Below are 22,624 nucleotides of genomic sequence, written 5' to 3' on the forward strand. Positions count from 1 at the left end.
ATCAGCTCCCCGCACCACCGCAGTGCCCCGCACCACCCCAGCTCCCCGCCCCACCGCAGTGCCCCGCACCGCTACGGGGCTCCGGGACGCGCCGGAGCACGGGGACGCACCGGTGGGCCGGGGCACGTTGCGCCGGGCCGCCGAGCGGATCGACGCCGCCACGCCCGCGTCGCGGGACCGGGCCGTCGACGCCCTGCGCGCCTTCGCCATCCTCGGGGTGGTCCTCGGCCACTGGCTCGTGACGGCTCTGGTCGCAGACGGCGGCGGCCTGCGCGCGGCCAGCCCGCTGCACGCCATGCCCTGGCTGGCGCCGGTCTCCTGGGCCTTCCAGACCCTCGCCGTCTTCTTCCTGGTGGGCGGCCATGTCGCCACCCTGGGGTACGCGTCGGCCCGCGCCCGCGGCACGTCCTACGGCAGGTGGCTGTCCGCCCGGTTGTCCCGGCTGTTCCGGCCGGTCGCGGCCGTCCTCGCCCTGTGGACGGTGACGGCGGCGCTGCTGCTCCTGACGGGCGCGGAGTACGCGACGGTCCACACCCTGGTGAAGCTTGCGCTGTCCCCGCTGTGGTTCCTCCTGGTCTTCGCCGCGCTGACCGCGGCGACACCGCTGCTGACCCGGCTGCATCCGCTGTGGCCGCTGGTCGTCGTGCTCCATGTCGATCTGCTGCGCTTCGGCTTCGGCGCCCCGTCCTGGCTCGGCTGGATCAACCTCGCCGCCGGCTGGCTGGTCCCCTACACGCTCGGCGCCGCCTGGACCCGCGGCGAACTGGAGCACCGCCGCGCGGGCCGGCTCCTGCTCACGGGCGGTACGGCGGCGACCGCGGCCCTCGTCGCCTGGGCGGGCTACCCGGCGTCGATGGTCGGCGTCCCCGGCGCCGAGGTGTCCAACCTCAACCCGCCGACGCTGGCCGCCGTCACCTTCGGTCTGGCGCAGTGCGGGCTCGCGCTGCTGCTGCGCGACCGGTTGCGCGGCGCCATGCGGCGGCCCGCCGTCTGGGCGGTGGTCGCGCTGGTCAACCTGTCCGCGATGACGATCTTCCTGTGGCACCAGACCGCGTTGATGGCGACCACGGTCACCGGCCTCCTCGGGGGCCGCCTGCCCGGACTGCACACGTCCCCCGAGGGGCTGGACTGGGTCGTGGCCCGGCTGGCCTGGCTCCCGGTCTTCGCCCTGGGGCTGGCGGCCTGCTGGGTGGCCTTCCGCTCCTTCGAGCGGGAGGGTGGCGGGCGGGACGGTGGCAGGCGGCGCTCCAGGATCGTCCGTGTACACCGCCCGCCGGAGCGGGTGACGGCGGAGCCGACCGAGCGTACCGAGGGAGACCGTCGTGTCTAGGGTGGGCCGAGTGAAGCGAAGGGGGAGCCGGCGCATGCCGGGAGGCAGAGTCGAGCAGATGCTGCGGGTGCTGCACGAAGACCTGTGGACGTGGCGGGCGGACCCGCTGCCGCCGTCCGTCTGGCTGCGTTGGCTCCCGCACGGGATCGTCTGTCTGGCCGCCTTCGGCGTGCTGCTCGGTGACGCGGCGCAGCTCAATGACAACGGCGGGGTCGATCCGGGGTTCGCCTTCCTGGTCGGCCTCGCCCAGGGCGGCGCGATGGTGCTGGCGCTGTGGCGGCCGATCGCGGGATGGTGGCTGTCCACGGCCGCCATGCTGGTGGGCGCGTTCGCCGTGCGGGCCGAGATGGCCGCGGGCGGTGACCAGTTCACCTGGCCCTGGACCGCGGCCGGGATCATCGGGCACCTGGTCGTCCTGCTGCTGCTCGCCCTGCGGGTCCGAACCCGGGTGTCGGTGGAGGCGCTGGCCCTGACCGCGCTCGCCACCTACGTCGTGCAGGGCCTGGTGGGCGGACCGGGCTACCAGCCGACCGGCCAGCTGGCCGTCATCCTGTTCGCGGTGGCCGTGGTGCTCGGGACAGCCCTGCGCGGACGTCGCGAGGCCCGCGCCGAACTGGAGCAGCAGACCTCGCTGACCGCCGAGGAGCGGGCCCGGCGCACGCTGCTGGAGGAGCGCGGACGCATCGCCCGCGAGCTGCACGACGTGGTCGCCCACCACATGTCGGTGATCTCCATCCAGGCCCAGGTCGCCCCCCTCCTCGTCGAGAACCCGCCGGACGAGCTGAAGGAGAACCTCGCGGGCATCCGGCAGAACGCGCTGGAGGCCCTCACCGAGCTGCGCCGCGTGCTGGGCGTGCTGCGTGCCGAGGACCCCGACGCACCGGCGGCGCCCGCGAACGGGGGCGCCGCCCCGCACGCCCCCCAGCCCGATCTCGACCGCCTCGACGCGCTGGTGGAGAACACCCGGGCCGCCGGACTGACCGTCCACACCGGGACGAGCGGTGTGCGCCGACCCCTGCCGCCCGGCGTGGAGCTGTCGGCGTACCGGATCGTGCAGGAAGCGCTGAGCAACGTCCTGCGCCACGCGCCCGGCGCGATGGCCCAGGTGCACCTCACCTACCTGCCCAACGGCCTGCGGGTGGACGTCTCCAACACCCGGCCGGACCGCGCCCCCGCACCCTCACAGGGAGCGGGGCACGGGCTGATGGGCATGCGGGAGCGGGTGGCGATGCTCGACGGCAGCCTGACGGCGCACCCCATGCCGGACGGCGGCTACCGGGTGGCGGCGTTCCTGCCCGTCGACGCCGCCGGACTCACCGCCGGCGACCCGCCGGACCATCACTTCACCGAGGACGACACCCCATGACGACCAGCGGAAACGGCCGAGTGATCCGCGTGCTGATCACCGACGACCAGCAGATGGTCCGGCAGGGCTTCACCGTGCTGCTCAACACCCAGCCGGACATCGAGGTGATCGGACAGGCGGTGGACGGGCTGGACGCCGTGGCCAAGGTCGCCGAGCTCGCTCCGGACGTCGTCCTGATGGACATCCGCATGCCCGAGCTGGGCGGCATCGAGGCCACCCGCCGCATCACCGGGGCGACCCCCGGCATACGGGTGCTGGTGCTCACCACCTTCGACCTCGACGAGTACGTGTACGAGGCGCTGCGGGCCGGCGCGGCCGGGTTCCTGCTGAAGGACGCCTCCGCCGACCAGCTCGCCGACGCGGTACGGGTGGTGGCGGCCGGGGACGCGCTGCTCGCGCCGGGCATCACCCGGCGGCTGATCGCCGAGTTCTCCCGGCTGGACGACCGGCCGCGCGCCCCGCTGAAGGAGCGCGTGGGTGACCTGACCGAGCGGGAGACCGAGGTGCTCGCCCTGATCGCACAGGGCCTGTCGAACGCGGAGATCGCCCAGCGCCTGGTGGTCGCCGAGCAGACGGTGAAGACCCATGTGGGCCGCATCCTGGTGAAACTCGGCCTGCGGGACAGGACGCAGGCGGCGGTCTTCGCGTACGAGTCGGGCCTGGTCCGGCCCGCCGGATACTGACTCCGCGGCGAGCCGTCGCGGGCCCTCCGTCGTCGCCGTAGTACCTGAGGCGGATGCCGAAGGACCCCTCTCACTGGTGACGACCGCGGACCGCGGGGCCCCTACCGTTGCTGACGTGACCGAGACGACCCAGACGCGGACCACGTCCCCCGGAGACGGGAGCGGGCCCCGCAGCCCCGAGTACCGGCTGGCGATGGACGCCCTGAGCGGACTGCGCGAGGACCTGTTCCGCGACGCCTTCGCCTACCGCCCGCTGCCCCGCCCGGCCGCCGACGGCCCGTGGGCCCGCCGCCTTCCCGCCCGGCTGCGGCCGTACGCGGCCCGCATCCCGTACCTGGCGGTCGCCGCCGTCGCGCTGCTGGCCTTCTACGGAGGCCTGGCCGGCGGGATGAACGACGGGCCGCTGGCCCTGATGAGCGGCATGGTGTGCGCGGCCCCGGTGCTGGCCACGCTGGTCCGGCCGGTCGGCGCGTTCTGGATGTCCATGGCGGCGACCCCCGTGGTCGCGCTGCTCGGCAGCAGCTGGGGCGACTGGCCGTGGCTGCCCGGCGCGTTCATCTGCCACCTCGCGGTGCTGGTGATCGTGGCGATACGCACCCGGCCCCGGACGGCAGTGTGGATGTGGGGCCTGACCGCCGCCTACGGCTTCGTCAACGAGTCCTTCTGGGGCGCCGGTCACTACGGAAGCAACAGCTCCCCGCTGCTCGTGCTCGCCGCCTTCGCCCTGCTGGTGATCTCCCTGTGGCACATCCGCCGCGACGCCCGGCGGCAGGTGACCGCGCAGGAGACGGTGACCGCGCACGAGCGGTCCCGGCGCACGCTGCTGGAGGAGCGCACCACCATCGCCCGGGAGCTGCACGACGTGGTCGCCCACCACATGTCGGTGGTCGCCATCCAGGCGGAGGCCGCGCCCTACCGGGTGGAGAACCCGCCGGAGGAGCTGGAGCGCGCCTTCGCCACCATCCGGGAGAACGCGGTGGCCGCGCTCACCGAGCTGCGCCGCGTCCTCGGGGTCGTCCGCGCCGAGGACTACGAGGTCCCGGACGCCCCGCAGCCCACGCTCGCCGACCTGGACGGCCTGCTCGCCAACGTCCGCGACGCCGGCCTGAGCGTGGAGAAGGCGGTGACCGGCGCGGTGCGCGAGCTGCCGCCCGGCGTGGAGCTGTCGGCGTACCGGATCGTGCAGGAGGCACTGAGCAACACCCTGCGGCACGCGCCCGGTGCCACCGCCCGCGTCGAAGTCTCCTACGTCCTGGGCGGCCTGGGGCTGCGCGTGGTCAACGGCCCGCTTCCCGCGACCAGTTTCGTGAAGCCCTCGCCCGGCGCCGGGCACGGCATCACCGGCATGCGGGAACGGGTGTCGATGCTGAACGGCGAGATGACCGCCGCCCCCACCGACGACGGGGGTTACGAGGTGGCGGTGTTCCTGCCGGTCACCGCGGTGAACGAGGGTGACGCATGACCGACCGCACGATCCGCGTACTGATCGCCGACGACCAGATGATGGTGCGCGAGGGCTTCTCGGTCCTGTTGAACGCGATGCCGGACATCGAGGTCGTCGGCGAGGCGGTCAACGGTCGCGAGGCCGTCGGCAAGGTCCGTGAACTCGCCCCCGACGTCGTCCTGATGGACATCCGCATGCCGGAGCTGAACGGCATCGAGGCGACGAGGGAGATCATCGCGGCGGACGGCACGTCGAAGGTGCTGGTGCTGACCACCTTCGACCTCGACGAGTACGTGTACCAGGCGCTGCGCGCGGGCGCTTCCGGCTTCCTGCTCAAGGACGCCTCGGCCCGGCAGCTGGCCGACGGGGTGCGGGTGGTGGCCGCCGGTGAGGCGCTGCTGGCCCCGTCGATTACCAAGCGTCTGATCACCGAGTTCTCGAAGCTGTCCGACGGCCCGCGGCTGATGCCCCAGGCGCAGGCGGCGTACGGGGAACTGACCGACCGGGAGACGGAGGTGCTGGTGCTGATCGCGCAGGGTCTGTCGAACGCGGAGATTGCCGGGCACCTGGTGGTCGCCGAGTCGACGATCAAGACGCACGTCAGCCGTGTCCTGGTGAAGCTGGGGCTCAGGGACCGCACCCAGGCGGCGGTCTTCGCCTACGAGGCCCGCCTGGTCACGCCGGGGTGAACGGCGCGGTCACCAGCACGGTGACCGCCACGGTCGCCGACACGATGACCGCCACAGCCGCCGGCGCATGGTGATCAGCGCGCCCGCGGCTCGCGTGCGGGTGTCGCGGCGGGGGCGTCGGTGCTCGGCCTGCGGCCCGTTCCCTCTGGGCACGGGCCTCGTCGGCGTCCTATCGTCCGTCCATGACGGCTCTCTCCGACCTCGCGTTCGACCCGTGGGACCCGGCGTTCGTCGCCGACCCGTACCCCGCCTTCGCCGAGCTGCGGTCCCGGGGCCGGGTGCACTACTACGAGCCCAGTGACCAGTGGCTCGTCCCGCACCACGCGGACGTGTCGGCGCTGCTGCGCGACCGTCGCCTGGGCCGGACCTACCGGCACCGTTTCACCCACGAGGACTTCGGCCGGGCCCCGCACCCGCCGGAGCAGGAGCCCTTCCACACGCTCAACGACCACGGGATGCTCGACCTGGAGCCGCCGGACCACACCCGCATCCGGCGCCTGGTGTCGAAGGCGTTCACGCCGCGGACCGTGGAGCGGCTGAAGCCGTACGTGTGCGGGCTCGCGGACGACCTGGTGGACCGGCTGGTGGCGGCGGGCGGCGGCGACCTGCTGCGGGACGTGGCCGAACCGCTCCCGGTGGCCGTGATCGCCGAGATGCTGGGCATCCCCGAGTCCGACCGGGGCCCGCTGCGCCCGTGGTCGGCGGAGATCTGCGGGATGTACGAGCTGAACCCGTCCGAGGAGACGGCGGCGAAGGCGGTCCGCGCGTCGCTCGACTTCTCGGACTACCTGCGCGGTCTGATCGCGGCCCGCCGCAAGGAGCCCGGCGAGGACCTGATCTCGGGTCTGATCGCGGCCCACGACGAGGACGACCGTCTCACCGAGCAGGAGATGATCTCGACCTGCGTCCTGCTCCTGAACGCCGGTCACGAGGCCACGGTGAACGCCACGACCAACGGCTGGCTGGCCCTCTTCCGCAACCCGGACCAGCTGGCGGCCCTGCGCGCCGACCACTCCCTCGTCCCCTCCGCCGTCGAGGAGCTGATGCGCTACGACACCCCGCTCCAGCTCTTCGAACGCTGGGTGCTGGACGAGATCGAGCTCGACGGCACGGTCCTCCCCAGGGGCGCCGAGGTGGCGCTGCTGTTCGGCTCCGCCAACCACGACCCGGCGGTCTTCACCGCCCCCGACCGTCTCGACCTCACCCGCCGGGACAACCCGCACATCTCCTTCAGCGCCGGTATCCACTACTGCATCGGCGCCCCGCTGGCCCGTATCGAGCTGGCGGCGTCCATGAGGTCCCTGCTGGAGCGGGCGCCCGCGCTGCGGCTCGCCGCGGAGCCGCGGCGCAGGCCCCATTTCGTCATGCGGGGGCTGGAGGAGCTGACCGTCGAGACGTAGGGCGCCCGCCCGCCTACTTCGTCTCCAGGTCCCGCCGCCGGAAGCCCGCCAGGCCCAGCCACACCAGTCCGGCGGCGACGGCCGTCAGCACCAGCAGCGGGGTCCACTCCATGTCGGCGGCCGGGAGCCGGGGCACATGGCCGAACGGGGAGAGGTTGTTCATCCAGCCGGGGAAGCGGAGGATCTGGCCGAGGTAGCCGACGACGAAGGCGTACGCGGGCACGGCCCAGGCCGCCGCACTCGCCCGGGGGGACCAGCCGAAGAGCACCGTCGCCACCCCGGCCGTGACCCACAGGGCGGGCGCGTAGGCGAGGGCCGCGCCGATCAGCTCGGGCACCAGGACGGCGTCGCCGGTCGAGGCGGCGCCCGCGAGGCCCATGCCCAGGCCGGCCAGGAGCAGGACGAGCGTGCCGCACCCCACGGCCACGGCCAGGTGACCGCCGACCCAGCGCTCGCGCGACAGGGCGGTGGCGAGCAGCGGTTCGGCACGGCCCGCGGTCTCCTCGGTCCGGGGCCGCAGCGCCGTCATCACCACGTACACGGCCGCGACCGCCGTGACGACCACCATGATCATCGCGGCGAACGACTCCGCCATGCTGGAACCGCCGAGGCGTTCCAGGGCCTCCTGGATCTGGTCGATGTCCTTCAGCATGTCGTCGGCCTGCCCGAGGATCGAGCCGTACATCGCGCCCATCAGGAACAGGCCCGCGCCGAAGCCGGCGAACATGCCGCGGTGCAGCCGCAGGGCGAAGCCGAGGGGCGTGCCCAGGGCGTCGGAGGCGTGCGGAGCGCCGAGCCGCTCCGGCCGCAGGCCCGCGCCCACGTCCCGCCGGGTGGAGAGCACGAACCCGGCCGCCGCGCAGGCCACGGCCAGGGCGAGGCAGAGCAGCAGCGGCCACCAGTCGTCGTCGACGTAGACGTACGTGCGCTGGGTCCAGCCGATCGGGGAGAGCCAGGACAGGGCGCCGACCGGGCCGCTGTCGCCGGCGGCCCGCAGTACGTAGGCGACGCCGATGGCCGCGAGAGCCATGCCGGTGGCGCCGCGCGCGTGGGCGGTGACCTGGACGGTGACGGCGGCGACGGCGGCGAAGACGAGGCCGACGGCGGCATGGCAGGCGCCGTACAGCAGCGATCCCGAGGCGCCGACGCCCTCGATGCCGAGGCCGGTCAGACCGAGGGCCAGCAGCAGGGCGAGGACCAGGTTGGCCAGGAGGGCGACCGCGAGGGCGGCGGCGAGGTGGGCGTGCCGGCCGACGACGGCCGAGCGCAGCAGCTCGGCCCGTCCGGTCTCCTCCTCGGCGCGGGTGTGCCGGGCGATGACCAGGACGCTCATCAGGCCGACGAGGACGGCCACGAAGCCGAGCATCTGGTGGCCGAGCATGGCGCCGAAGGTGTAGTCGTCCAGGTAGTGGCGAGGGCCCGTCATGGCGAGGCCCGCCGGGCTGCTCATCGTCTTCACCGCGTTGGCCCGGTCCTCGGGCGCGCTGTACAGCTCGGCGTAGCTGTCGGCCGTCGACAGGGTGCCGAGGAGCAGCGCCGCGATCCACACCGGGAGCCGGACGCGGTCGCGGCGCAGGGCGAAGCGGATCAGCGTGCCGGTGCCGGCCAGCGCGTCCGTGCGGCCGGTGCCGGGCCGGGGGCGTGCCGCGGACCCGGCGGTGGTCGTCGTCGACGCGGCGGTCATCGCACGCCCCCCTGAACGCCGCCCGCCCCGTTGTGCGTCACGCCGTGCCGGTCGGCGGCGGGAAGGGCGTCGTCGTAGTGGCGCAGCATCAGCTCCTCCAGGGTCGGCGGATGGCTGACGAGGCTGCGGATGCCGAACTCGGTGAGCTTGCGGACCGCGCCGTCGACCTCGGTGCCGTCGACGGCGAAGTGGACCCGGCCGTCGGAGGTCCGCAGGTCGTGGACGCCGGGCAGCGTGTCCAGGCCGGTGACCGGGCGCTCGGTCTCCGCCTCGATGGTGGTGCGCGTCAGGTGCCGCAGCTCGCCGAGCGTGCCGGACTGGACGATCCGGCCGAGCCGGACGATGCTCACCCGGTCGGCGAGCTTCTCCACCTGGGCCAGGATGTGGCTGGAGAGCAGCATGGTCTTGCCCGCGGCCTTGGCCTCGGTGATGACGTCCTGGAAGACCACCTCCATGAGGGGGTCCAGGCCCGCGGTGGGTTCGTCGAGGAGCAGCAGTTCGGCGTCCGAGGCGAGCGCGGCGACGATGGCGACCTTCTGACGGTTGCCCTTGGAGTACGCGCGGCCCTTCTTGGTCGGGTCCAGACCGAACCGTTCGACGAGTTCGGCGCGGCGCCGTCTGTGCAGCCCTCCGCGCAGCCGCGCCAGCAGGTCGATGGCCTCGCCCCCGGTGAGCTGGGGCCACAGCTCCACGTCGCCGGGAACGTAGGCGAGCCGGCGGTGCAGGTCGACGGCGTCCGACCAGGGGTCGCGGCCGAGGACCTGCGCGGCGCCCGAGTCGGCGCGCAGCAGGCCGAGCAGGACGCGGATGGTGGTGGACTTGCCGGCGCCGTTGGGCCCGAGGAAGCCGTGGACCTCGCCGGCCTCGACGGTGAGGTCGAGCCCGTCCAGCGCGCGCGTCCGGCCGAACGACTTGTGGAGCCCGGAGACGCTGATTGCCTTCGTCATGTTTTGGAACGTACGCTTCTTTCAGAAATTTGTGAAGTTAAGAAAGCGTCAGGATGTGAGGGATGATCGAAGGATGAGGGCAGCAGAGGAGCCGGCGGGGACGGCGGAACGCGAGCGGGACACCGAGCGTGACCCCGAGGCGGTGTCGAAGTTCGTGGAGGGCTTCGCCGCCCAGCTCGTCGAGGCCGGGATGCAGCGGATGCCGGCCCGTGTCTTCGCGGCCCTGCTGGCCTCCGACTCGGGATCGCTGACCTCGGCCGAACTCGGCGAACGGCTCCAGGTCAGCCCGGCCGCCGTCTCCGGTGCCGTCCGCTACCTCTCGCAGCAGCACATGGTCGCGCGCGAGCGCGAACCCGGCTCGCGACGGGAGCGCTACCGGGTGCACAGCAATCAGTGGTACGAGGCTCTGACCAGCCGCGAGGCCATCCTGAAGCGGTGGGAGAGCGCGCTGCGCGAGGGCGTCGCCAGCCTCGGCGCCGGGACCCCGGCGGGCCGCCGGATGGCCGAGACGCTGGCGTTCTTCGAGTTCGTCGACGGCGAGATCGCGGCGATGATGGAGCGTTGGCGCGTGCACCGGGAAGAGCGGTTCGGGCTGGAGTGAGGGCGGCCCGGGAGCCGGCCCAGGCGCCGGACCAAGCGCTGGACCAGCGCCGGACCGATGGCTGGACCGAGGACCGGGGCCAACGGCGGCCGGGTCAACGCCGGGACCAATGCCAGGCCCAAGCCCGCCACCGAGAGCCGCGCAAGCCCGGCACCGAGAGCCGCGCAAGCCCGGCACCGAGAGCCGCGCAAGCCCGCCACCAAGAGCCGGCGCAAGCCCGGCACCAGGAGCCGCGCAAGCCCGGCACCGAGAGCCGCGCAAGCCCGCCACCAAGAGCCGGCGCAAGCCCGGCACCAGGAGCCGCGCAAGCCCGACACCAAGAGCCGCCCAAGCCCGCCACCAAGAGCCGACCCGACCGGTCAGGCCCCCACCCTCACCACCTCACCCCTCACCCCCTCACCCCTCACCCCACGGGCAGCGTCAGCCCCCACGCCCCCTCCCGCACCGTCCACGTCCGCGTCCGCACCGGCCCCGACACCACCGCGTCGGCCCGGTACCGGAAGTGCGCTCCCGACACGGTCACCGTCAGTCCGCTCGCCGTCAGCGGTGGCGTCTCCGCGTCCGCCGACGACAAGGGCCGCACCTCCACCACGGCCACCCCGCCGGCGCCCGGCATCACCGAGACCGCCTCCACCGGCTGGTCCAGATCCACCAGCGTCACCCCGTCGACCTCCACCCGCAGCCGGGCCGGACCGGCCGCCCCCACGGCGACCGTGCCCCGGGCGGGCCGCGAGGGCGTCAGTGTCCGGACGAGGGACTGGCAGGTCCGCAGCCAGTGGTGCCCGGAAGCCGACGCGGACCCGCCCGGCCCCCCGCCCGACCGGAAGCCCGGCCCGGTGCCCGTCCCCGTCCCCGCCCCCGGCCCCCTCTCCGCGGGCCCGGAGACCGGCGGGATCCCCACCGCCCCCAGCACCACCCCGTCGCTGTCGTCGACGAGCAGGTCCAGCCGCCGCTCCGCCCCGTCCAGCACCGACCGGGCCGCCGCCACCGCACCCGACGGCAGCCCGAGCGACCGGGTGAGGCCCAGCACCGGCCCCACGGGCACCACGGACAGCGCGCACCCCGCGAGCTCCCGGTGCCGGTGCAGGAGGGCCACGGTCCGCAGCAGCGCGCGGTCGTCACCGATCACCACGGGCCGTCGCGAACCCCGCCGCCGCAACGCCCGGGCGAACTCCTCCGGACCCTCCGGCAGACACACCTTCGTGCTCGCCGCACCCGCGCTGAGCACGTCTTTCGCGATCCGTACGGACTCCCCGTCGGTGCGCCGGGCGACCGGATCGACGACCACCAGAAGCTGGTCCCGCCTCGCGGAGGATGTCGCGGAAGAGTTCGCGGAAGTCGCCACCTCGGCCATGCCTCGCTTCCTCGGGTAGCATCTTTGTGCAAGAGCCCCTTGCGCTATTGCGCCAGGGGCTTCGTCTATTCCGGGGCATCCGGTCCGACGGTTGGCGGCCAACGACGGTCGCGGTGTACGTGGCGGAAATCCACCGCGTACGCCCTCGACCATGGACATGCCCCGCCCGGAAGGGGTGTACGCGCGTGCCCGCACTTGTGCTGCTCGGTGCTCAGTGGGGTGACGAAGGCAAGGGAAAGGCGACGGACCTGCTCGGTGGTTCCGTCGACTATGTGGTGCGCTACCAGGGCGGCAACAACGCCGGCCACACGGTAGTCGTGGGCGATCAGAAGTACGCCCTCCACCTGCTCCCTTCCGGAATCCTGTCTCCCGGCTGTACGCCGGTCATCGGTAACGGTGTCGTTGTCGACCCGTCGGTCCTGTTCTCCGAGCTGAGCGGGCTGAACGAGCGCGGCGTCGACACGTCCAAGCTCCTGATCAGCGGAAACGCGCACATCATCACGCCGTACAACGTGACCGTCGACAAGGTGACGGAACGCTTCCTCGGCAAGCGCAAGATCGGCACCACCGGCCGCGGCATCGGTCCGACCTACGCCGACAAGATCAACCGTGTCGGTATCCGCGTCCAGGACCTCTACGACGAGTCGATCCTCACCCAGAAGGTCGAGGCGGCGCTCGACGCCAAGAACCAGATGCTCACCAAGCTCTACAACCGGCGCGCGATCGCCGTCGAGCAGGTGGTCGAGGAGCTGCTGGGCTACGCGGACAAGCTCCGCCCGTACGTCGCCGACACCGTCCTGGTCCTCAACCAGGCCCTCGACGACGACAAGGTGGTCCTCTTCGAGGGCGGCCAGGGCACGCTCCTGGACATCGACCACGGCACGTACCCCTTCGTGACCTCGTCGAACCCGACCGCGGGCGGCGCCTGCACCGGCGCCGGCGTGGGCCCGACGAAGATCAGCCGGGTCATCGGCATCCTCAAGGCGTACACGACCCGCGTCGGCGCCGGTCCGTTCCCGACGGAGCTGTTCGACGAGGACGGTGAGGCCCTGCGCCGCATCGGCGGCGAGCGCGGTGTCACCACCGGCCGCGACCGGCGCTGCGGCTGGTTCGACGCGGTGATCGCCCGTTACGCCACCCGCGTCAACGGCCTCACGGACTTCTTCCTCACCAAGCTCGACGTCCTCACCGGCTGGGAGCAGATCCCGGTCTGCGTGGCGTACGAGATCGACGGCAAGCGCGTCGAGGAGCTGCCGTACTCGCAGTCCGACTTCCACCACGCGAAGCCGGTCTACGAGATGCTGCCGGGCTGGAGCGAGGACATCAGCAAGGCGAAGTCCTTCTCCGACCTGCCGAAGAACGCCCAGGCGTACGTCAAGGCGCTGGAGGAGATGTCCGGCGCCCCGATCTCCGCGATCGGCGTGGGACCGGGCCGGGACGAGACGATCGAGATCAACTCGTTCCTCTAGGCACCACGGACGCGTGCCCGACGGCCGGGACCCCGCACGGGGCCCCGGCCGTCGGCGTCCGGGCGGCGGCTACGCTGGCCGGGACCAGCAGTGGACGGAACGGCGCGGAGCGAGCGGAACATGCGGATCGGTAACCCCCTGCCCGTCGGTCTGCGCAGGAAGCCCTCCGTCCGGATGTGGATCTGGCTGACCGTGGCGCTCGTCGCCGTGGCCGGCGGCCTCCGCTACGTCGACAGCCACCGCGTCTCCGCCGCCCCGCACGCGGACCACGCCAAGTGCGACGAGGTCGTCTCCCGCCTGCCCGACGACATACCCGGTGCCTCGCGCGACTGGACCCTCGGAGAGGGCGTCGCGGCCTGGGGCGGCCGGTCCGCGGTGTTCCGCTGCGGCGCCGAGGAACTGCCGCCCAACATCAACCTCTGCGTCACGGTCGACGGCGTCGACTGGGTCCTGGACGAGGAGCGGCTCCAGCGCGACGGCGTGAGCGTCCTGCGCACCTACGGCCGCTCACCGGCCGTGGAGTTCACGTACTCCGGCCCGCGCGAGGAGGTCGGGGGCATCCTGACCGCGCTCGACCCCGCCGTGAAGTGGCTCCCGCAGCAGCGCAAGTGCGTCGGCCTCCAGGACGCCGAGATCATCCAGTAGGCCTCGGGCCCGCGTCGCCGTTTCGGCCCCCTCCGCCGCGCGCCGCCGCGGGGCGTGGTGTCGGATCGGGGCATGACCGACCGTGACCGCGCCGCTTCCTGCCAGGGCCCGTACGGCGTCGAGGGCGACCCGGGGGACTGCGGCGACCCCGTCCGTTTCGAGGTGTCCCGGCACCGGAGGACGCCGCTGCGGGTGTGCCCCGTGCACCTGGGGCCGGCGCTGCTGCTGGCGGAAGGGGTCCTGTGGCCGCCGGGAATCTCCTTGATCCGCTGAGGAGGCGGGTCACCGGAGTGGTTCACTTGGGTGACCCGGCCGGACCCGCCCGGGCCCCGAGGACGCGGAAGGAAGCCGTACGGTGCCCGGACGATCCGATGCGATGGCAGAGCGCTTCGAACAGGACCGTCCCCGGCTGCGTGCCGTCGCGTACCGCATCCTCGGTTCCCTCGGCGAGGCCGACGACGCCCTCCAGGACGCCTGGCTGCGCGCCGACCGCGCGGACACCTCCGGCGTGGAGAATCCTTCCGGCTGGCTCACCACCGTCGTCGCCCGGGTCTGCCTCAACATGCTGCGCGCCCGCGACACCCGCCGCGAGGACCCCCTGGACGACGCGACGGACCGCCGGCCCGCCACCGCCCTGCCCGGCGCCCGCACCGCGGATCCCGCGGAGGAGGTCCAGCTCGCCGACGAGGTGGGCATCGCCCTGCTGATCGTCCTGGACACCCTGGGTCCCGCCGAGCGGCTGGCCTTCGTCCTGCACGACATGTTCGACGTGCCCTTCGACGACATCGCCGCGATGCTCGACAAGACCCCCGCGGCCACCCGGCAACTGGCCAGCCGCGCCCGCCGCCGGGTGCGGGGCGTGCCCGCGCCCGACGCCGACGCGCCCCGCCGGCGCCGGGCGGTCGACGCCTATCTGGCGGCCACCCGCGGCGGCGACTTCGACGCGCTGGTCGCGCTGCTCCACCCGGACGTGGTGCTGCGCGCGGACGCGGCGGTCGTGCCGACTCCCGGGCCGATCGAGATCACCGGCGTGGAGCCGGTCGCCCGGGGCGCGATGGCCTCGATGGCCCGCGCCCGGTTCACCGGCGTGCTGCTCGTGGACGGCCGGCTGGGCCTGGCGATGGCCGAGAACGGCAGGCTGCGGGTGGTGCTCCGCTTCACCTTCGCGGACGACGGGCTCATCACCGGCATCGACGTGATCGCGGAGCCCGGCCGGCTGAGCACACTGGACATCTCCGGCATAGGGTGAATGTGTACACGTCGCGTCGGCCAGAAGAAGGTGAGTGCGATGCGCGTGCTGCTCAGAGCGACGCTGGACACGGAGAAGTCGAACGAGCTGATCCGCAGCGGCAAGATGCCGGAGATGATGAAGGCGACCCTCGATCACCTCAAGCCGGAGGCCGCCTACTTCGGCACCCTCGACGGCCGCCGCACCGCCCTGCTCGTCCTCGACATGCAGGACAGCTCCCAGTTGCCCCCGATCGGCGAGCCGTTCCTCCTGGAGATGAACGCCGACGTCGACGTCTGCCCGATCATGAACGCCGACGACCTGGCGAAGGGTCTCTCCCAGCTCGGCTGACCGGCGGCGACCGGTCAGCTGAAGACGATCATCGAGCCCTGTGCCAGGCTCCGCGTGGCCGCCGCGTGCAGGCCCAGCCACACATGGCGCTCCCGGGCGAAGGGGCTGGAGTCGTACGGCGCGGGCGCGGCCGGTTCCTCCAGCTCCGTCGGGGCGAGCGGCGGCTGCGGCGGCGCAGGGGGGTTGGCCGGGTCGATGCCGAGGGCCGGGGCGACGGCCTCCAGCTCCCGCAGCAGGGTGTGCGAGGACCCCAAGGGGCCGCCTCCCGCCAGGAGTTCGTCGCTGGCGAGCGGGTGCGGGAAGTCGACGGGGACGTAGGCGCCCGCGTGGTCGTAGTGCCAGACCAGGTGCGAGCGCTGGGCCGTCGCCTCGAACATCTCCAGCAACTGCTCGTAGTCACCGCCGAGTTCGTCCACCGGCGTCACCGGCAGCCCGCACAGCTGGAGCAGGTACGCCCGGCGCAGGAAGTGCAGCGCGTCGTAGTCGAAACCGGCCACCGGGGCGACCTCGCCGGACAGTCCCGGCATGTACTGGTACACCGGCACCGGCGGCAGCCCGGCCTCGGCGAGCACCTTGTCGTATTGCGCGAGTTCCTCGGCGAACGGGTTGTCCGGCGTGTGGCACAGGATGTCGACGAGCGGTACCAGCCACAGGTCACAGGCCAAAAGAGGGCTCCTCACACAGCACGGTGGTCAGGGACGGCGGTCGGGCACGGTGGTCAGGAAGCGTAGTCGGTGCGCGGCGCGTGCAGATCCCATACCCATCTGGGGCCGGACCACGACACCTCAGGCGTTGGTCATCCGTCGGCGAGCCGCTCGATGAGGGCGAGCGAGTGGGCGTTGTACGCGTCGACGAGCGAGCGCGCGGCCGGGGCGTCGAGGCGGGCGAGGGCGTCGACCAGTTCCGTGTGCCCGGACCACAGCGCGCCCCGCAGGTCGCTGAGCCGGCGCAGGTGCTGCACCGTGCACACCCAGCTCTGCACGCGCAGCCGGTGCAGGAAGTCGGCGAGGTAGCGGTTGCCGAACAGGACGGCCAGCTCGCGCCAGTAGCGCAGGTCGTAGCCGATGAGGACGGTCAGTTCCCCGGCCGCGGCGGCGCGCTGCGCCTCCTCGCCGCGGCGGCGGACCCCGGCGAGAGCGGCGGCGATCCGCGGGTCGTCCGGGCTCGGTCCGTCCCGCCGGTCGGCGAGGAGGGCGAGGAACATCCCGTCGGTGACGAGGCTGCGGGCCTCGATCATGCTCCGGAAGTCGTCGACCGAGTACTCGTGGACGCGGAAGCCGCGGTGGTGGTCGGCGTCGAGCAGCCCCTGTGCCGACAGGTCGACCAGCGCTTCGCGTACGGGCGTCGCGGACACCCCGTACTGGTCGGCGATCTCCTTGACGGTGAACTCCTGCCCCGGCCGGAGCCGCCCGGCGAGCACCTCGTCGCGGAGCGCGTCGGCGATCTGCTGCCGCAGGGTGCTGCGGGTGACGGCGGCGCCGCCGCTGGGGCCGGGCATGGTCGGGCGGTCTCCTCGTCGCGTCCGGGGGGCGTACGCGCGCACGCGGCTGCGGCGTGCTCGCACGTGCCCGCGACGCGCTCGCGCGAGGCCGTGGCGTGCCCGCACACAGGACAGTGGCGTGCCGCACACAAAACAGTGGCGTACTCGCACACATGTCTACCGTGTGCGAGCACGCCACCTTACGCGTTCGGGTCGCCCTCCTGCCCGCCCGCGGGCAGGGCTCTACTCCGTGTACTCGTCCGCCACGGACAGTGCCGTGTCCAGGGCCGCCAGGCCCTCCTTCAGCTCCGCCTCGGAGACGTTGCACGGCGGCACGACATGGGTCCGGTTCATGTTCACGAAGGGCCACACGCCGTGCGCCTTGGCGGAGGCGGCGAAGGCGTTCATCGGGGTGGCGGCCTGACCGGTCGCGTTGTAGGGCACCAGCGGTTCCCGGGTCTCCCGGTTCTTCACCAGCTCCAGCGCCCAGAACATGCCGACCCCGCGCACGTCGCCCACGCTCGGGTGGCGCTCGGCCAGCTCCCGCAGCGCCGGCTCGACGACCTCGGCGCCGAGGCGGGCCGCGTGTGCGACGATGCCCTCCTCCTCCATCACGTTGATCGTGGCGACGGCGGCGGCGCAGGCCAGCGGGTGCCCGGAGTAGGTCAGCCCGCCCGGGTAGGGCCGCTCGGCGAAGGTCTCGGCGATCCGTGCGGAGATCGCGACGCCGCCCAGCGGCACGTAGCCCGAGTTCACACCCTTGGCGAAGGTCATCAGGTCCGGCACCACGTCGTACAGGTCGGCCGCGAACCACGTGCCGGTGCGCCCGAAGCCGGCCATGACCTCGTCGAGCACGAAGACGATCCCGTACTTGTCGCAGATCTCGCGCACCCCGGCCAGGTAGCCGGCCGGCGGCAGCATGATCCCGGCGGTGCCCGGCACGGTCTCCAGGATGATCGCGGCGACGGACCCCGGGCCCTCGAAGGCGATCGTCGTCTCCAGGTGCTCCAGGGCCCGCGCGCACTCCTGCTCCTCGGTCTCGGCGTAGAAGCGCGAGCGGTACAGGAAGGGCGCCCAGAAGTGCACGACACCGGCCGTGCCGCTGTCCGAGGCCCAGCGGCGCGGGTCGCCGGTGAGGTTGACCGCCTGCTGGGTGCCGCCGTGGTACGAGCGGTACGCCGACAGCACCTTCGGCCGCCCGGTGTGCAGCCGGGCCATGCGCACGGCGTGCTCCACGGCGTCGGCGCCGCCGTTGGTGAAAAAGATCTTGTCCAGGTCGCCGGGCGTCCGCTCGGCGATCAGCCGGGCCGCCTCCGAGCGCGCCTCGACGGCGAACGCGGGCGCGAAGGTCGTCATCCGCGCGGCCTGCTCCTGGATCGCGGCGACGACCTTGGGGTGCTGGTACCCGATGTTGGTGTAGACGAGACCGCTGGCGAGGTCGAGGTAGCGCTTCCCTTCGTAGTCCCAGAAGTACGACCCCTCGGCGCCGGCGACGGCGAGCGGGTCGATGAGCTCCTGCGCGGACCAGGAGTGGAAGACGTGCGCGCGGTCCGCGGCCTTCACGGCGGCGCCGGCCTGGGGATGGGGCTGAGGGGTCATGCGGCCGAGGGTAGATGTCCGCGATGCGGAAACGGAATCGGCGTCCTGTATGGGGTCGCGGGCTTTCCACGACAGGTTGTCGACGCGGCGGGCGGGCGCGGGTCGGAGGTCATTGACAGCAGGCTGTCTTAATGACAGTCTTCTGTCATAGGGCTCCCCGGTCCACCGCGCGCCGCCCGGCGTGCGCCGTGCGCCGTGCTCCGCCGCCCACCCTGTTCCGAGCTCCGAGGAGGAGTCATGAACGGCACCCGCAAGCCCGTCCACCTCGCCGTGTACGACACCCTGGCCGACTGGGAGACGGGCCACGCGACGGCCTTCCTGGCCCGCGCCGGGTACCCGGTCCGCACGGTCGCCGCCACCACCGCCCCCGTCACCAGCATCGGCGGCCTGCGCGTCCAGCCCGACCTCGCCCTGTCCGGCCTGCGCCCCGAGGACAGCTCCCTGCTGATCCTCCCGGGCGCCGACCTGTGGGACACGACGGACGACCTCGCCCCCTTCGCCCGCACCGCCCGCACCTTCCTGGACGCCGGTGTGCCCGTCGCCGCCATCTGCGGCGCCACCGCCGGACTGGCCCGCGAGGGCCTGCTCGACGACCGCGCGCACACCAGCGCCGTCTCCTTCTACCTCGCGGCCACCGGCTACGCGGGCGGCGGGCGGTACGTGGAGGCCGACGCGGTCACCGACGGCGGTCTGATCACCGCGGGGCCCACCGAGCCGGTCGCCTTCGCCCGCGAGGTCCTCGGCCTGCTCGGGGTGTACGAGGGAGAGGTGCTGGACGCCTGGTACCGGTTGTTCCACGACTCGGACCCGGAGGCGTACGCCGTGCTGGAGAGGGCCGGCGCCGAGTGACCGGAGAGCGCCAGGAACTGCTCAGCCGCGCCGCGCTCGGCGTCTTCCGGCTCAACGGCCAGTTCCTCGCGGTCGCCGAGGAACTGGCCCGCCCCGCCGGGCTCACCGCCGCCTGGTGGCAGGTGCTCGGCGCGGTGCTGCGCGAGCCGCTGCCCGTCTCCGGTGTCGCGCGGGCGATGGGCATCACCCGGCAGAGCGTGCAGCGCGTCGCCGACCTGCTGGTGGAGCGCGGCCTCGCCGAGTACCGGCCCAATCCGGCCCACCGCCGAGCCAAGCTCCTCGCGCCGACGCAGGCCGGCTTCGAGGCCGTCTCCCGCATCGACCCCGGGCACGCGGCCCTCGCCGGCCGGCTGGCCGAGGCGTACGGGTCCGTCGCGGAACTCGCGGAGGCGGTCGAGGCCGTCGAACGGCTGTCGAAGGCGCTGGAGGAGACCGGCGGCCCGCCCGTTACGGAACCGTAGACAGAACGTGGAGCAGACCCGCTCACCGTGAGGTCGCCCGGCACTATCCTCGGTCTGTTGCTCACGTTCGGGGGGAAGGCGGCGCAACATGGAGAAGCTCGGGGGCGGGGACCCGCGGCACATCGGTGCCTACCGGCTGCTGGGACGGCTCGGCGCGGGCGGTATGGGACACGTCTATCTGGCCCGCTCGGACCGCGGACGCACGGTCGCCGTGAAGCTGGTGCGCACGGAGCTGGCCGCGCAGGAGGAGTTCCGGGAGCGCTTCCGGCAGGAGGTCGAGTCCGCGCGGCGGGTCGGCGGGTACTGGACGGCGCCCGTCCTGGACGCCGACACCGAGGCGGCCGTGCCCTGGGTCGCCACCGGGTACGTCGCCGGGCCCAGCCTCCAGCAGGTCGTCGGGCACGACCACGGCGCCCTGCCGGAGCGCTCGGTGCGGACCCTGGCGGCGGGGCTCGCCCACGCCCTCCAGGACATCCACGCCGCCGGGATCGTGCACCGCGACCTCAAGCCGTCCAACGTGCTCGTCACCATCGACGGCCCCCGGGTCATCGACTTCGGCATCGCGCGGGCCCTGCAGACGGTGACCGACGGCGGACTCACCCGCACCGGGGCGCTCGTCGGCTCACCCGGCTTCATGGCGCCCGAGCAGGTGCGCGGCGACCGGATCACACCCGCGTGCGACGTCTTCTGCCTCGGTTCCGTCCTCGCCTACGCCGCCACCGGAGCGCTGCCCTTCGGCACCGCCAACAGCGGCGTGCACGCCCTGATGTTCCGCATCGCGCAGGAGGAGCCCGACCTGGACGGGGTGCCGGAGGGCATCGCCGACCTCGTGCGCGACTGCCTGAAGAAGGACCCCGCAGCGCGCCCCGGCCTCGCCGAGGTCCTGGCGCGCACGGGCGCGCAGGACACGGTCGCCGACGGCCGCTCCCGCGACCCGTGGCTGCCCGGCGCGCTGGTGGCCCAGCTCGGCCGGCACGCGGTACGGCTGCTGGACACGGAGAACCCGGAGGCGCCGGGCGCCGCCGGTACGGGCGCCGTCGCGGCGTCCGGCCCCGAACCGGCCGCCCCGGGCGGGAACCCGCCCCCGAACCGGGAACCGGTCGCCGCGCCGCCGGACGGCCCGCCGCCCCCGCGCGAGCCGGGCAGCGGCGGCACCCCGCTGAACCACCTCCCCACCCTGGTGGCGGGCCAGAGTCCGCCGACGCCCCCGCCCGCCGCCCACGGCCACTCCCAGCCGCCCGCCCACGGGTACGCCCCGGCCTACGGCTACCCCGCGGCGCCCCCACCCGGGTACCACCCGCACGGCGGCGGCCTCGGCTCCACCCCGCCCTACGGCCCTCCGCCCGCCTACGGCCCACCGCACGGGCCGTCCCGCAGGGGCCGCTCCACCGCGGTGCTGGTCGCGGTCGCCCTGGTCGTCGCGCTGGGCGCCGGCGGCTCGGTCTACGCGCTGATGAGCGGGGACGACGACGGCGGCGGCCGGGCCGACGGCGACCCCGTGAACACCGTGACGGCCGGCGCCTCACAGCACCCGGGTCCCACCGCGGACGGCTCGGCTCCGACGACCGGGACCGACCCGACGCCCGAGCCGGCGTCGCCGACCGTCCAGGAGGGCACGATCCCCACGGCGTACCTGGGCACGTGGTCCACCACCATCGACAACGCGTCCGGCGTCCACACCCGGCGGCTCACCATCCAGCAGGGCGAAGTGGGCGACACGGTCCTGTCCCTCGTCGCCGAGGGCCCCGCGGGCAACGGCACCTACCACTGCGTCTTCGAGGCCGACCTCAGCAGCGACCCCGGCGCGGACGGCCCCCTGGACATCGGCCCCTCGACGGTCACGGTGGGTCCCGCCACCACCTGCACCCCGGGCGACCCCTCCCGGGTCAGGCTCCTGCCGGACGGCACCCTGGAACGCACCAACACGGGCACCGACGAGAAGCTGACCTACCGCCGCCAGTAGGCCCCGTCCCCGCAGCCGCAGCCGCAGCCGCAGCCGCCGCTACGGGCAGTCGTGCCGCCGGGGTGGCGCGGGAGGGCCGTCGAGGACACCCCCGGCCACGCCGGGTAGCGTGCCCGCCCTCGATCCCCCCGGTTCCGGGCGCCGGACATACCGCCGTTACCGCGGCTCCGGAGGCCGCTGTCGCGGCATGTTCGGCCGGGCGCCGTTCGGCGTCACCGAGAACCGGCCGGGGCCTCCGAAGCCCCCGGCCTCCGAGCGGCCCGCCCCGCCGGCCACTCCCGACTGGAGCCCCAGCGGCGCGGCCCCGGTCCGGAAGTCCACCATCCAGTCCGCGGTCTCCGCCCGCACCAGTTCCGTCATGTCCTCCGAGAACCGCCGCAGCACCAGCAGGCACCGCTCGGCCGCCTCGCTCGCCGTCCCGTCCGCCGGCCCCAGCACCTCGCGCACGCTCTCCGACGCCCAGTCGAACTGGAGCACCTGGAGCCGCCGCTGCACCGCCTGCGCCGTCGCCACGTCCCGCATCCACCCGGACGTGACCCCGAAGTAGCGGTCCGCGGCCACGCACGCCACCCCGAACAGCAGTGCCAGATACCCCCAGGGCGCGGCCCCGCCCACCAGCCCGGACATGTCCAGCAGGGGCAGCGCGGCACCGGCGACCGCCCCGGCGGCGGCCCCGCCGCGCAGCGCCACGGCGCTCCGCCGTTTCCACAGCCGGTCCGCCAGGTACCAGGCGGCCGTGTCCAGCGCGCCCCGCTCCACCCACCGGTACAGCTCGTCCAGCCGCTCCGCGGGCAGCGCCCAGTCCCCGAGCGGAAACGCCCGGCCGGTCAGGTCGCCCGGCCGCAGCCCGGCCGGCCCCTCGCCGCCCCGCCCGTCGTGCGGCGGCCCTTCGGGCTGCATCTCCGGCTGACCCACCCGCACTCCCTACCGATCACCGTCCGTGAGGACCTGAAGACCTCATGCGCCGGAACCTTCCTACCGCCCAACGGGTGGCCGAGCTTCGGGTTCAGCCGCTTTTCCGCCCGGAAGAGGGCCTTGATCAGGTATAGGGAGCGCTCGATATCACTCGAAAGAGTGCTGG

Annotated in this window: 22 protein-coding genes; 15 read left to right on the forward strand and 7 right to left on the reverse strand. The window is 73.6% G+C overall.

The features are described 5' to 3' along the window. Positions 1-127: 127 nt before the first annotated feature. The 6 genes from SAM23877_RS18890 (at position 128) to SAM23877_RS18915 (ending at position 6,912) form a co-directional block, all read left to right on the forward strand. Positions 128-1,330, forward strand: a complete 1,203-nt coding sequence (locus SAM23877_RS18890) for an acyltransferase family protein (RefSeq protein WP_174532296.1) — start codon at positions 128-130, stop codon at positions 1,328-1,330. A gap of 34 nt (positions 1,331-1,364) precedes the next feature. Continuing rightward, entirely contained in the window at positions 1,365-2,696 is a 1,332-nt protein-coding gene (locus SAM23877_RS18895; protein ID WP_053134465.1) for a sensor histidine kinase, read from the forward strand. After that, a complete protein-coding gene (locus tag SAM23877_RS18900; protein WP_053134468.1) occupies positions 2,693-3,379 on the forward strand; it encodes a response regulator in 687 nt (228 codons plus the stop codon). Before SAM23877_RS18895 ends, SAM23877_RS18900 begins: the two co-directional genes overlap by 4 nt. A 115-nt stretch (positions 3,380-3,494) precedes the next feature. Next, positions 3,495-4,841, forward strand: coding sequence for a sensor histidine kinase (locus SAM23877_RS18905; RefSeq protein ID WP_053134471.1), 1,347 nt, complete (start codon positions 3,495-3,497; stop codon positions 4,839-4,841). Continuing rightward, a complete protein-coding gene (locus SAM23877_RS18910; protein ID WP_053134474.1) occupies positions 4,838-5,512 on the forward strand; it encodes a response regulator in 675 nt (224 codons plus the stop codon). Before SAM23877_RS18905 ends, SAM23877_RS18910 begins: the two co-directional genes overlap by 4 nt. Before the next feature lie 182 nt (positions 5,513-5,694). Beyond that, complete coding sequence (locus SAM23877_RS18915) at positions 5,695-6,912, forward strand: cytochrome P450 (protein WP_053134477.1); 1,218 nt, start codon at positions 5,695-5,697, stop codon at positions 6,910-6,912. Between the two features lie 13 nt (positions 6,913-6,925). Here SAM23877_RS18915 and SAM23877_RS18920 read toward each other — a convergent pair whose 3' ends face one another. Both SAM23877_RS18920 and SAM23877_RS18925 read right to left on the reverse strand, forming a co-directional pair. Beyond that, complete coding sequence (locus tag SAM23877_RS18920; RefSeq protein WP_053134479.1) at positions 6,926-8,596, reverse strand: ABC transporter permease; 1,671 nt, start codon at positions 8,594-8,596, stop codon at positions 6,926-6,928. Further along, complete coding sequence (locus SAM23877_RS18925; protein WP_053134482.1) at positions 8,593-9,543, reverse strand: ABC transporter ATP-binding protein; 951 nt, start codon at positions 9,541-9,543, stop codon at positions 8,593-8,595. Before SAM23877_RS18925 ends, SAM23877_RS18920 begins: the two co-directional genes overlap by 4 nt. Before the next feature lie 73 nt (positions 9,544-9,616). On the opposite strand from SAM23877_RS18925, the gene SAM23877_RS18930 reads away from it, so the two are divergent. Then, the gene (locus SAM23877_RS18930; RefSeq protein WP_174532231.1) at positions 9,617-10,144 is read left to right on the forward strand and encodes a GbsR/MarR family transcriptional regulator; all 528 of its coding nucleotides are present in this window, start codon (positions 9,617-9,619) and stop codon (positions 10,142-10,144) included. Positions 10,145-10,547: 403 nt separating this feature from the next. On the opposite strand, the gene SAM23877_RS18935 is transcribed toward SAM23877_RS18930, so the two are convergent. Further along, the gene (locus tag SAM23877_RS18935) at positions 10,548-11,498 is read right to left on the reverse strand and encodes a hypothetical protein (RefSeq protein ID WP_053134485.1); all 951 of its coding nucleotides are present in this window, start codon (positions 11,496-11,498) and stop codon (positions 10,548-10,550) included. 185 nt (positions 11,499-11,683) lie between these two features. On the opposite strand from SAM23877_RS18935, the gene SAM23877_RS18940 reads away from it, so the two are divergent. From SAM23877_RS18940 to SAM23877_RS18960, 5 genes are all read left to right on the forward strand, one after another. Then, positions 11,684-12,967, forward strand: coding sequence for an adenylosuccinate synthase (locus tag SAM23877_RS18940; RefSeq protein ID WP_053134488.1), 1,284 nt, complete (start codon positions 11,684-11,686; stop codon positions 12,965-12,967). A gap of 120 nt (positions 12,968-13,087) precedes the next feature. Beyond that, positions 13,088-13,612: a DUF3515 family protein gene (locus SAM23877_RS18945; RefSeq protein WP_053134495.1), complete on the forward strand. Its 525-nt coding sequence runs from the start codon at positions 13,088-13,090 to the stop codon at positions 13,610-13,612. 72 nt (positions 13,613-13,684) lie between these two features. Next, positions 13,685-13,885, forward strand: coding sequence for a hypothetical protein (locus SAM23877_RS18950; RefSeq protein WP_053134497.1), 201 nt, complete (start codon positions 13,685-13,687; stop codon positions 13,883-13,885). A 103-nt stretch (positions 13,886-13,988) separates the two neighbouring features. Continuing rightward, entirely contained in the window at positions 13,989-14,861 is an 873-nt protein-coding gene (locus tag SAM23877_RS18955; protein ID WP_174532232.1) for a sigma-70 family RNA polymerase sigma factor, read from the forward strand. Between the two features lie 39 nt (positions 14,862-14,900). Next, positions 14,901-15,191 (forward strand): hypothetical protein, encoded by a 291-nt coding sequence (locus SAM23877_RS18960; RefSeq protein ID WP_053134503.1) that lies wholly within the window; start codon positions 14,901-14,903, stop codon positions 15,189-15,191. A 14-nt stretch (positions 15,192-15,205) separates the two neighbouring features. Here SAM23877_RS18960 and SAM23877_RS18965 read toward each other — a convergent pair whose 3' ends face one another. The 3 genes from SAM23877_RS18965 to SAM23877_RS18975 all read right to left on the reverse strand — a co-directional run bounded on the left by SAM23877_RS18965 (position 15,206) and on the right by SAM23877_RS18975 (position 18,270). Continuing rightward, positions 15,206-15,856, reverse strand: a complete 651-nt coding sequence (locus SAM23877_RS18965) for a hypothetical protein (RefSeq protein WP_053134506.1) — start codon at positions 15,854-15,856, stop codon at positions 15,206-15,208. A 131-nt stretch (positions 15,857-15,987) separates the two neighbouring features. Then, entirely contained in the window at positions 15,988-16,689 is a 702-nt protein-coding gene (locus SAM23877_RS18970) for a GntR family transcriptional regulator (protein ID WP_053134508.1), read from the reverse strand. A gap of 225 nt (positions 16,690-16,914) precedes the next feature. Further along, positions 16,915-18,270, reverse strand: coding sequence for an aspartate aminotransferase family protein (locus SAM23877_RS18975; protein ID WP_053134511.1), 1,356 nt, complete (start codon positions 18,268-18,270; stop codon positions 16,915-16,917). Positions 18,271-18,507: 237 nt separating this feature from the next. Between SAM23877_RS18975 and SAM23877_RS18980 the strand changes: the two genes are divergently transcribed. The 3 genes from SAM23877_RS18980 to SAM23877_RS18990 all read left to right on the forward strand — a co-directional run bounded on the left by SAM23877_RS18980 (position 18,508) and on the right by SAM23877_RS18990 (position 21,543). Beyond that, on the forward strand, positions 18,508-19,119 hold the full coding sequence (locus tag SAM23877_RS18980; RefSeq protein ID WP_053134513.1) for a DJ-1/PfpI family protein: 612 nt from the start codon (positions 18,508-18,510) through the stop codon (positions 19,117-19,119). Then, complete coding sequence (locus SAM23877_RS18985) at positions 19,116-19,580, forward strand: MarR family winged helix-turn-helix transcriptional regulator (RefSeq protein WP_053134515.1); 465 nt, start codon at positions 19,116-19,118, stop codon at positions 19,578-19,580. Before SAM23877_RS18980 ends, SAM23877_RS18985 begins: the two co-directional genes overlap by 4 nt. Positions 19,581-19,668: 88 nt before the next feature. After that, on the forward strand, positions 19,669-21,543 hold the full coding sequence (locus SAM23877_RS18990; protein WP_053134517.1) for a serine/threonine-protein kinase: 1,875 nt from the start codon (positions 19,669-19,671) through the stop codon (positions 21,541-21,543). Between the two features lie 156 nt (positions 21,544-21,699). Here the strand turns inward: SAM23877_RS18990 and SAM23877_RS18995 are convergent, their stop codons facing one another. Continuing rightward, positions 21,700-22,458, reverse strand: a complete 759-nt coding sequence (locus SAM23877_RS18995; protein ID WP_053134519.1) for an SLATT domain-containing protein — start codon at positions 22,456-22,458, stop codon at positions 21,700-21,702. Between the last annotated feature and the right edge of the window lie 166 nt (positions 22,459-22,624).

The sequence above is a fragment of the Streptomyces ambofaciens ATCC 23877 genome, assembly GCF_001267885.1.
In the GTDB taxonomy this organism is placed as follows: domain Bacteria; phylum Actinomycetota; class Actinomycetes; order Streptomycetales; family Streptomycetaceae; genus Streptomyces; species Streptomyces ambofaciens.

Coding starts and splice junctions, on each gene's coding strand:
- SAM23877_RS18895 (WP_053134465.1), top strand. CDS start 1,365: ATGCCGGGAGGCAGAGTCGAGCAGATGCTGCGGGTGCTGCACGAAGAC.
- SAM23877_RS18900 (WP_053134468.1), top strand. CDS start 2,693: ATGACGACCAGCGGAAACGGCCGAGTGATCCGCGTGCTGATCACCGAC.
- SAM23877_RS18910 (WP_053134474.1), top strand. CDS start 4,838: ATGACCGACCGCACGATCCGCGTACTGATCGCCGACGACCAGATGATG.
- SAM23877_RS18915 (WP_053134477.1), top strand. CDS start 5,695: ATGACGGCTCTCTCCGACCTCGCGTTCGACCCGTGGGACCCGGCGTTC.
- SAM23877_RS18920 (WP_053134479.1), bottom strand. CDS start 8,596: ATGACCGCCGCGTCGACGACGACCACCGCCGGGTCCGCGGCACGCCCC.
- SAM23877_RS18925 (WP_053134482.1), bottom strand. CDS start 9,543: ATGACGAAGGCAATCAGCGTCTCCGGGCTCCACAAGTCGTTCGGCCGG.
- SAM23877_RS18930 (WP_174532231.1), top strand. CDS start 9,617: ATGAGGGCAGCAGAGGAGCCGGCGGGGACGGCGGAACGCGAGCGGGAC.
- SAM23877_RS18935 (WP_053134485.1), bottom strand. CDS start 11,498: ATGGCCGAGGTGGCGACTTCCGCGAACTCTTCCGCGACATCCTCCGCG.
- SAM23877_RS18945 (WP_053134495.1), top strand. CDS start 13,088: ATGCGGATCGGTAACCCCCTGCCCGTCGGTCTGCGCAGGAAGCCCTCC.
- SAM23877_RS18950 (WP_053134497.1), top strand. CDS start 13,685: ATGACCGACCGTGACCGCGCCGCTTCCTGCCAGGGCCCGTACGGCGTC.
- SAM23877_RS18955 (WP_174532232.1), top strand. CDS start 13,989: ATGGCAGAGCGCTTCGAACAGGACCGTCCCCGGCTGCGTGCCGTCGCG.
- SAM23877_RS18960 (WP_053134503.1), top strand. CDS start 14,901: ATGCGCGTGCTGCTCAGAGCGACGCTGGACACGGAGAAGTCGAACGAG.
- SAM23877_RS18970 (WP_053134508.1), bottom strand. CDS start 16,689: ATGCCCGGCCCCAGCGGCGGCGCCGCCGTCACCCGCAGCACCCTGCGG.
- SAM23877_RS18975 (WP_053134511.1), bottom strand. CDS start 18,270: ATGACCCCTCAGCCCCATCCCCAGGCCGGCGCCGCCGTGAAGGCCGCG.
- SAM23877_RS18980 (WP_053134513.1), top strand. CDS start 18,508: ATGAACGGCACCCGCAAGCCCGTCCACCTCGCCGTGTACGACACCCTG.
- SAM23877_RS18990 (WP_053134517.1), top strand. CDS start 19,669: ATGGAGAAGCTCGGGGGCGGGGACCCGCGGCACATCGGTGCCTACCGG.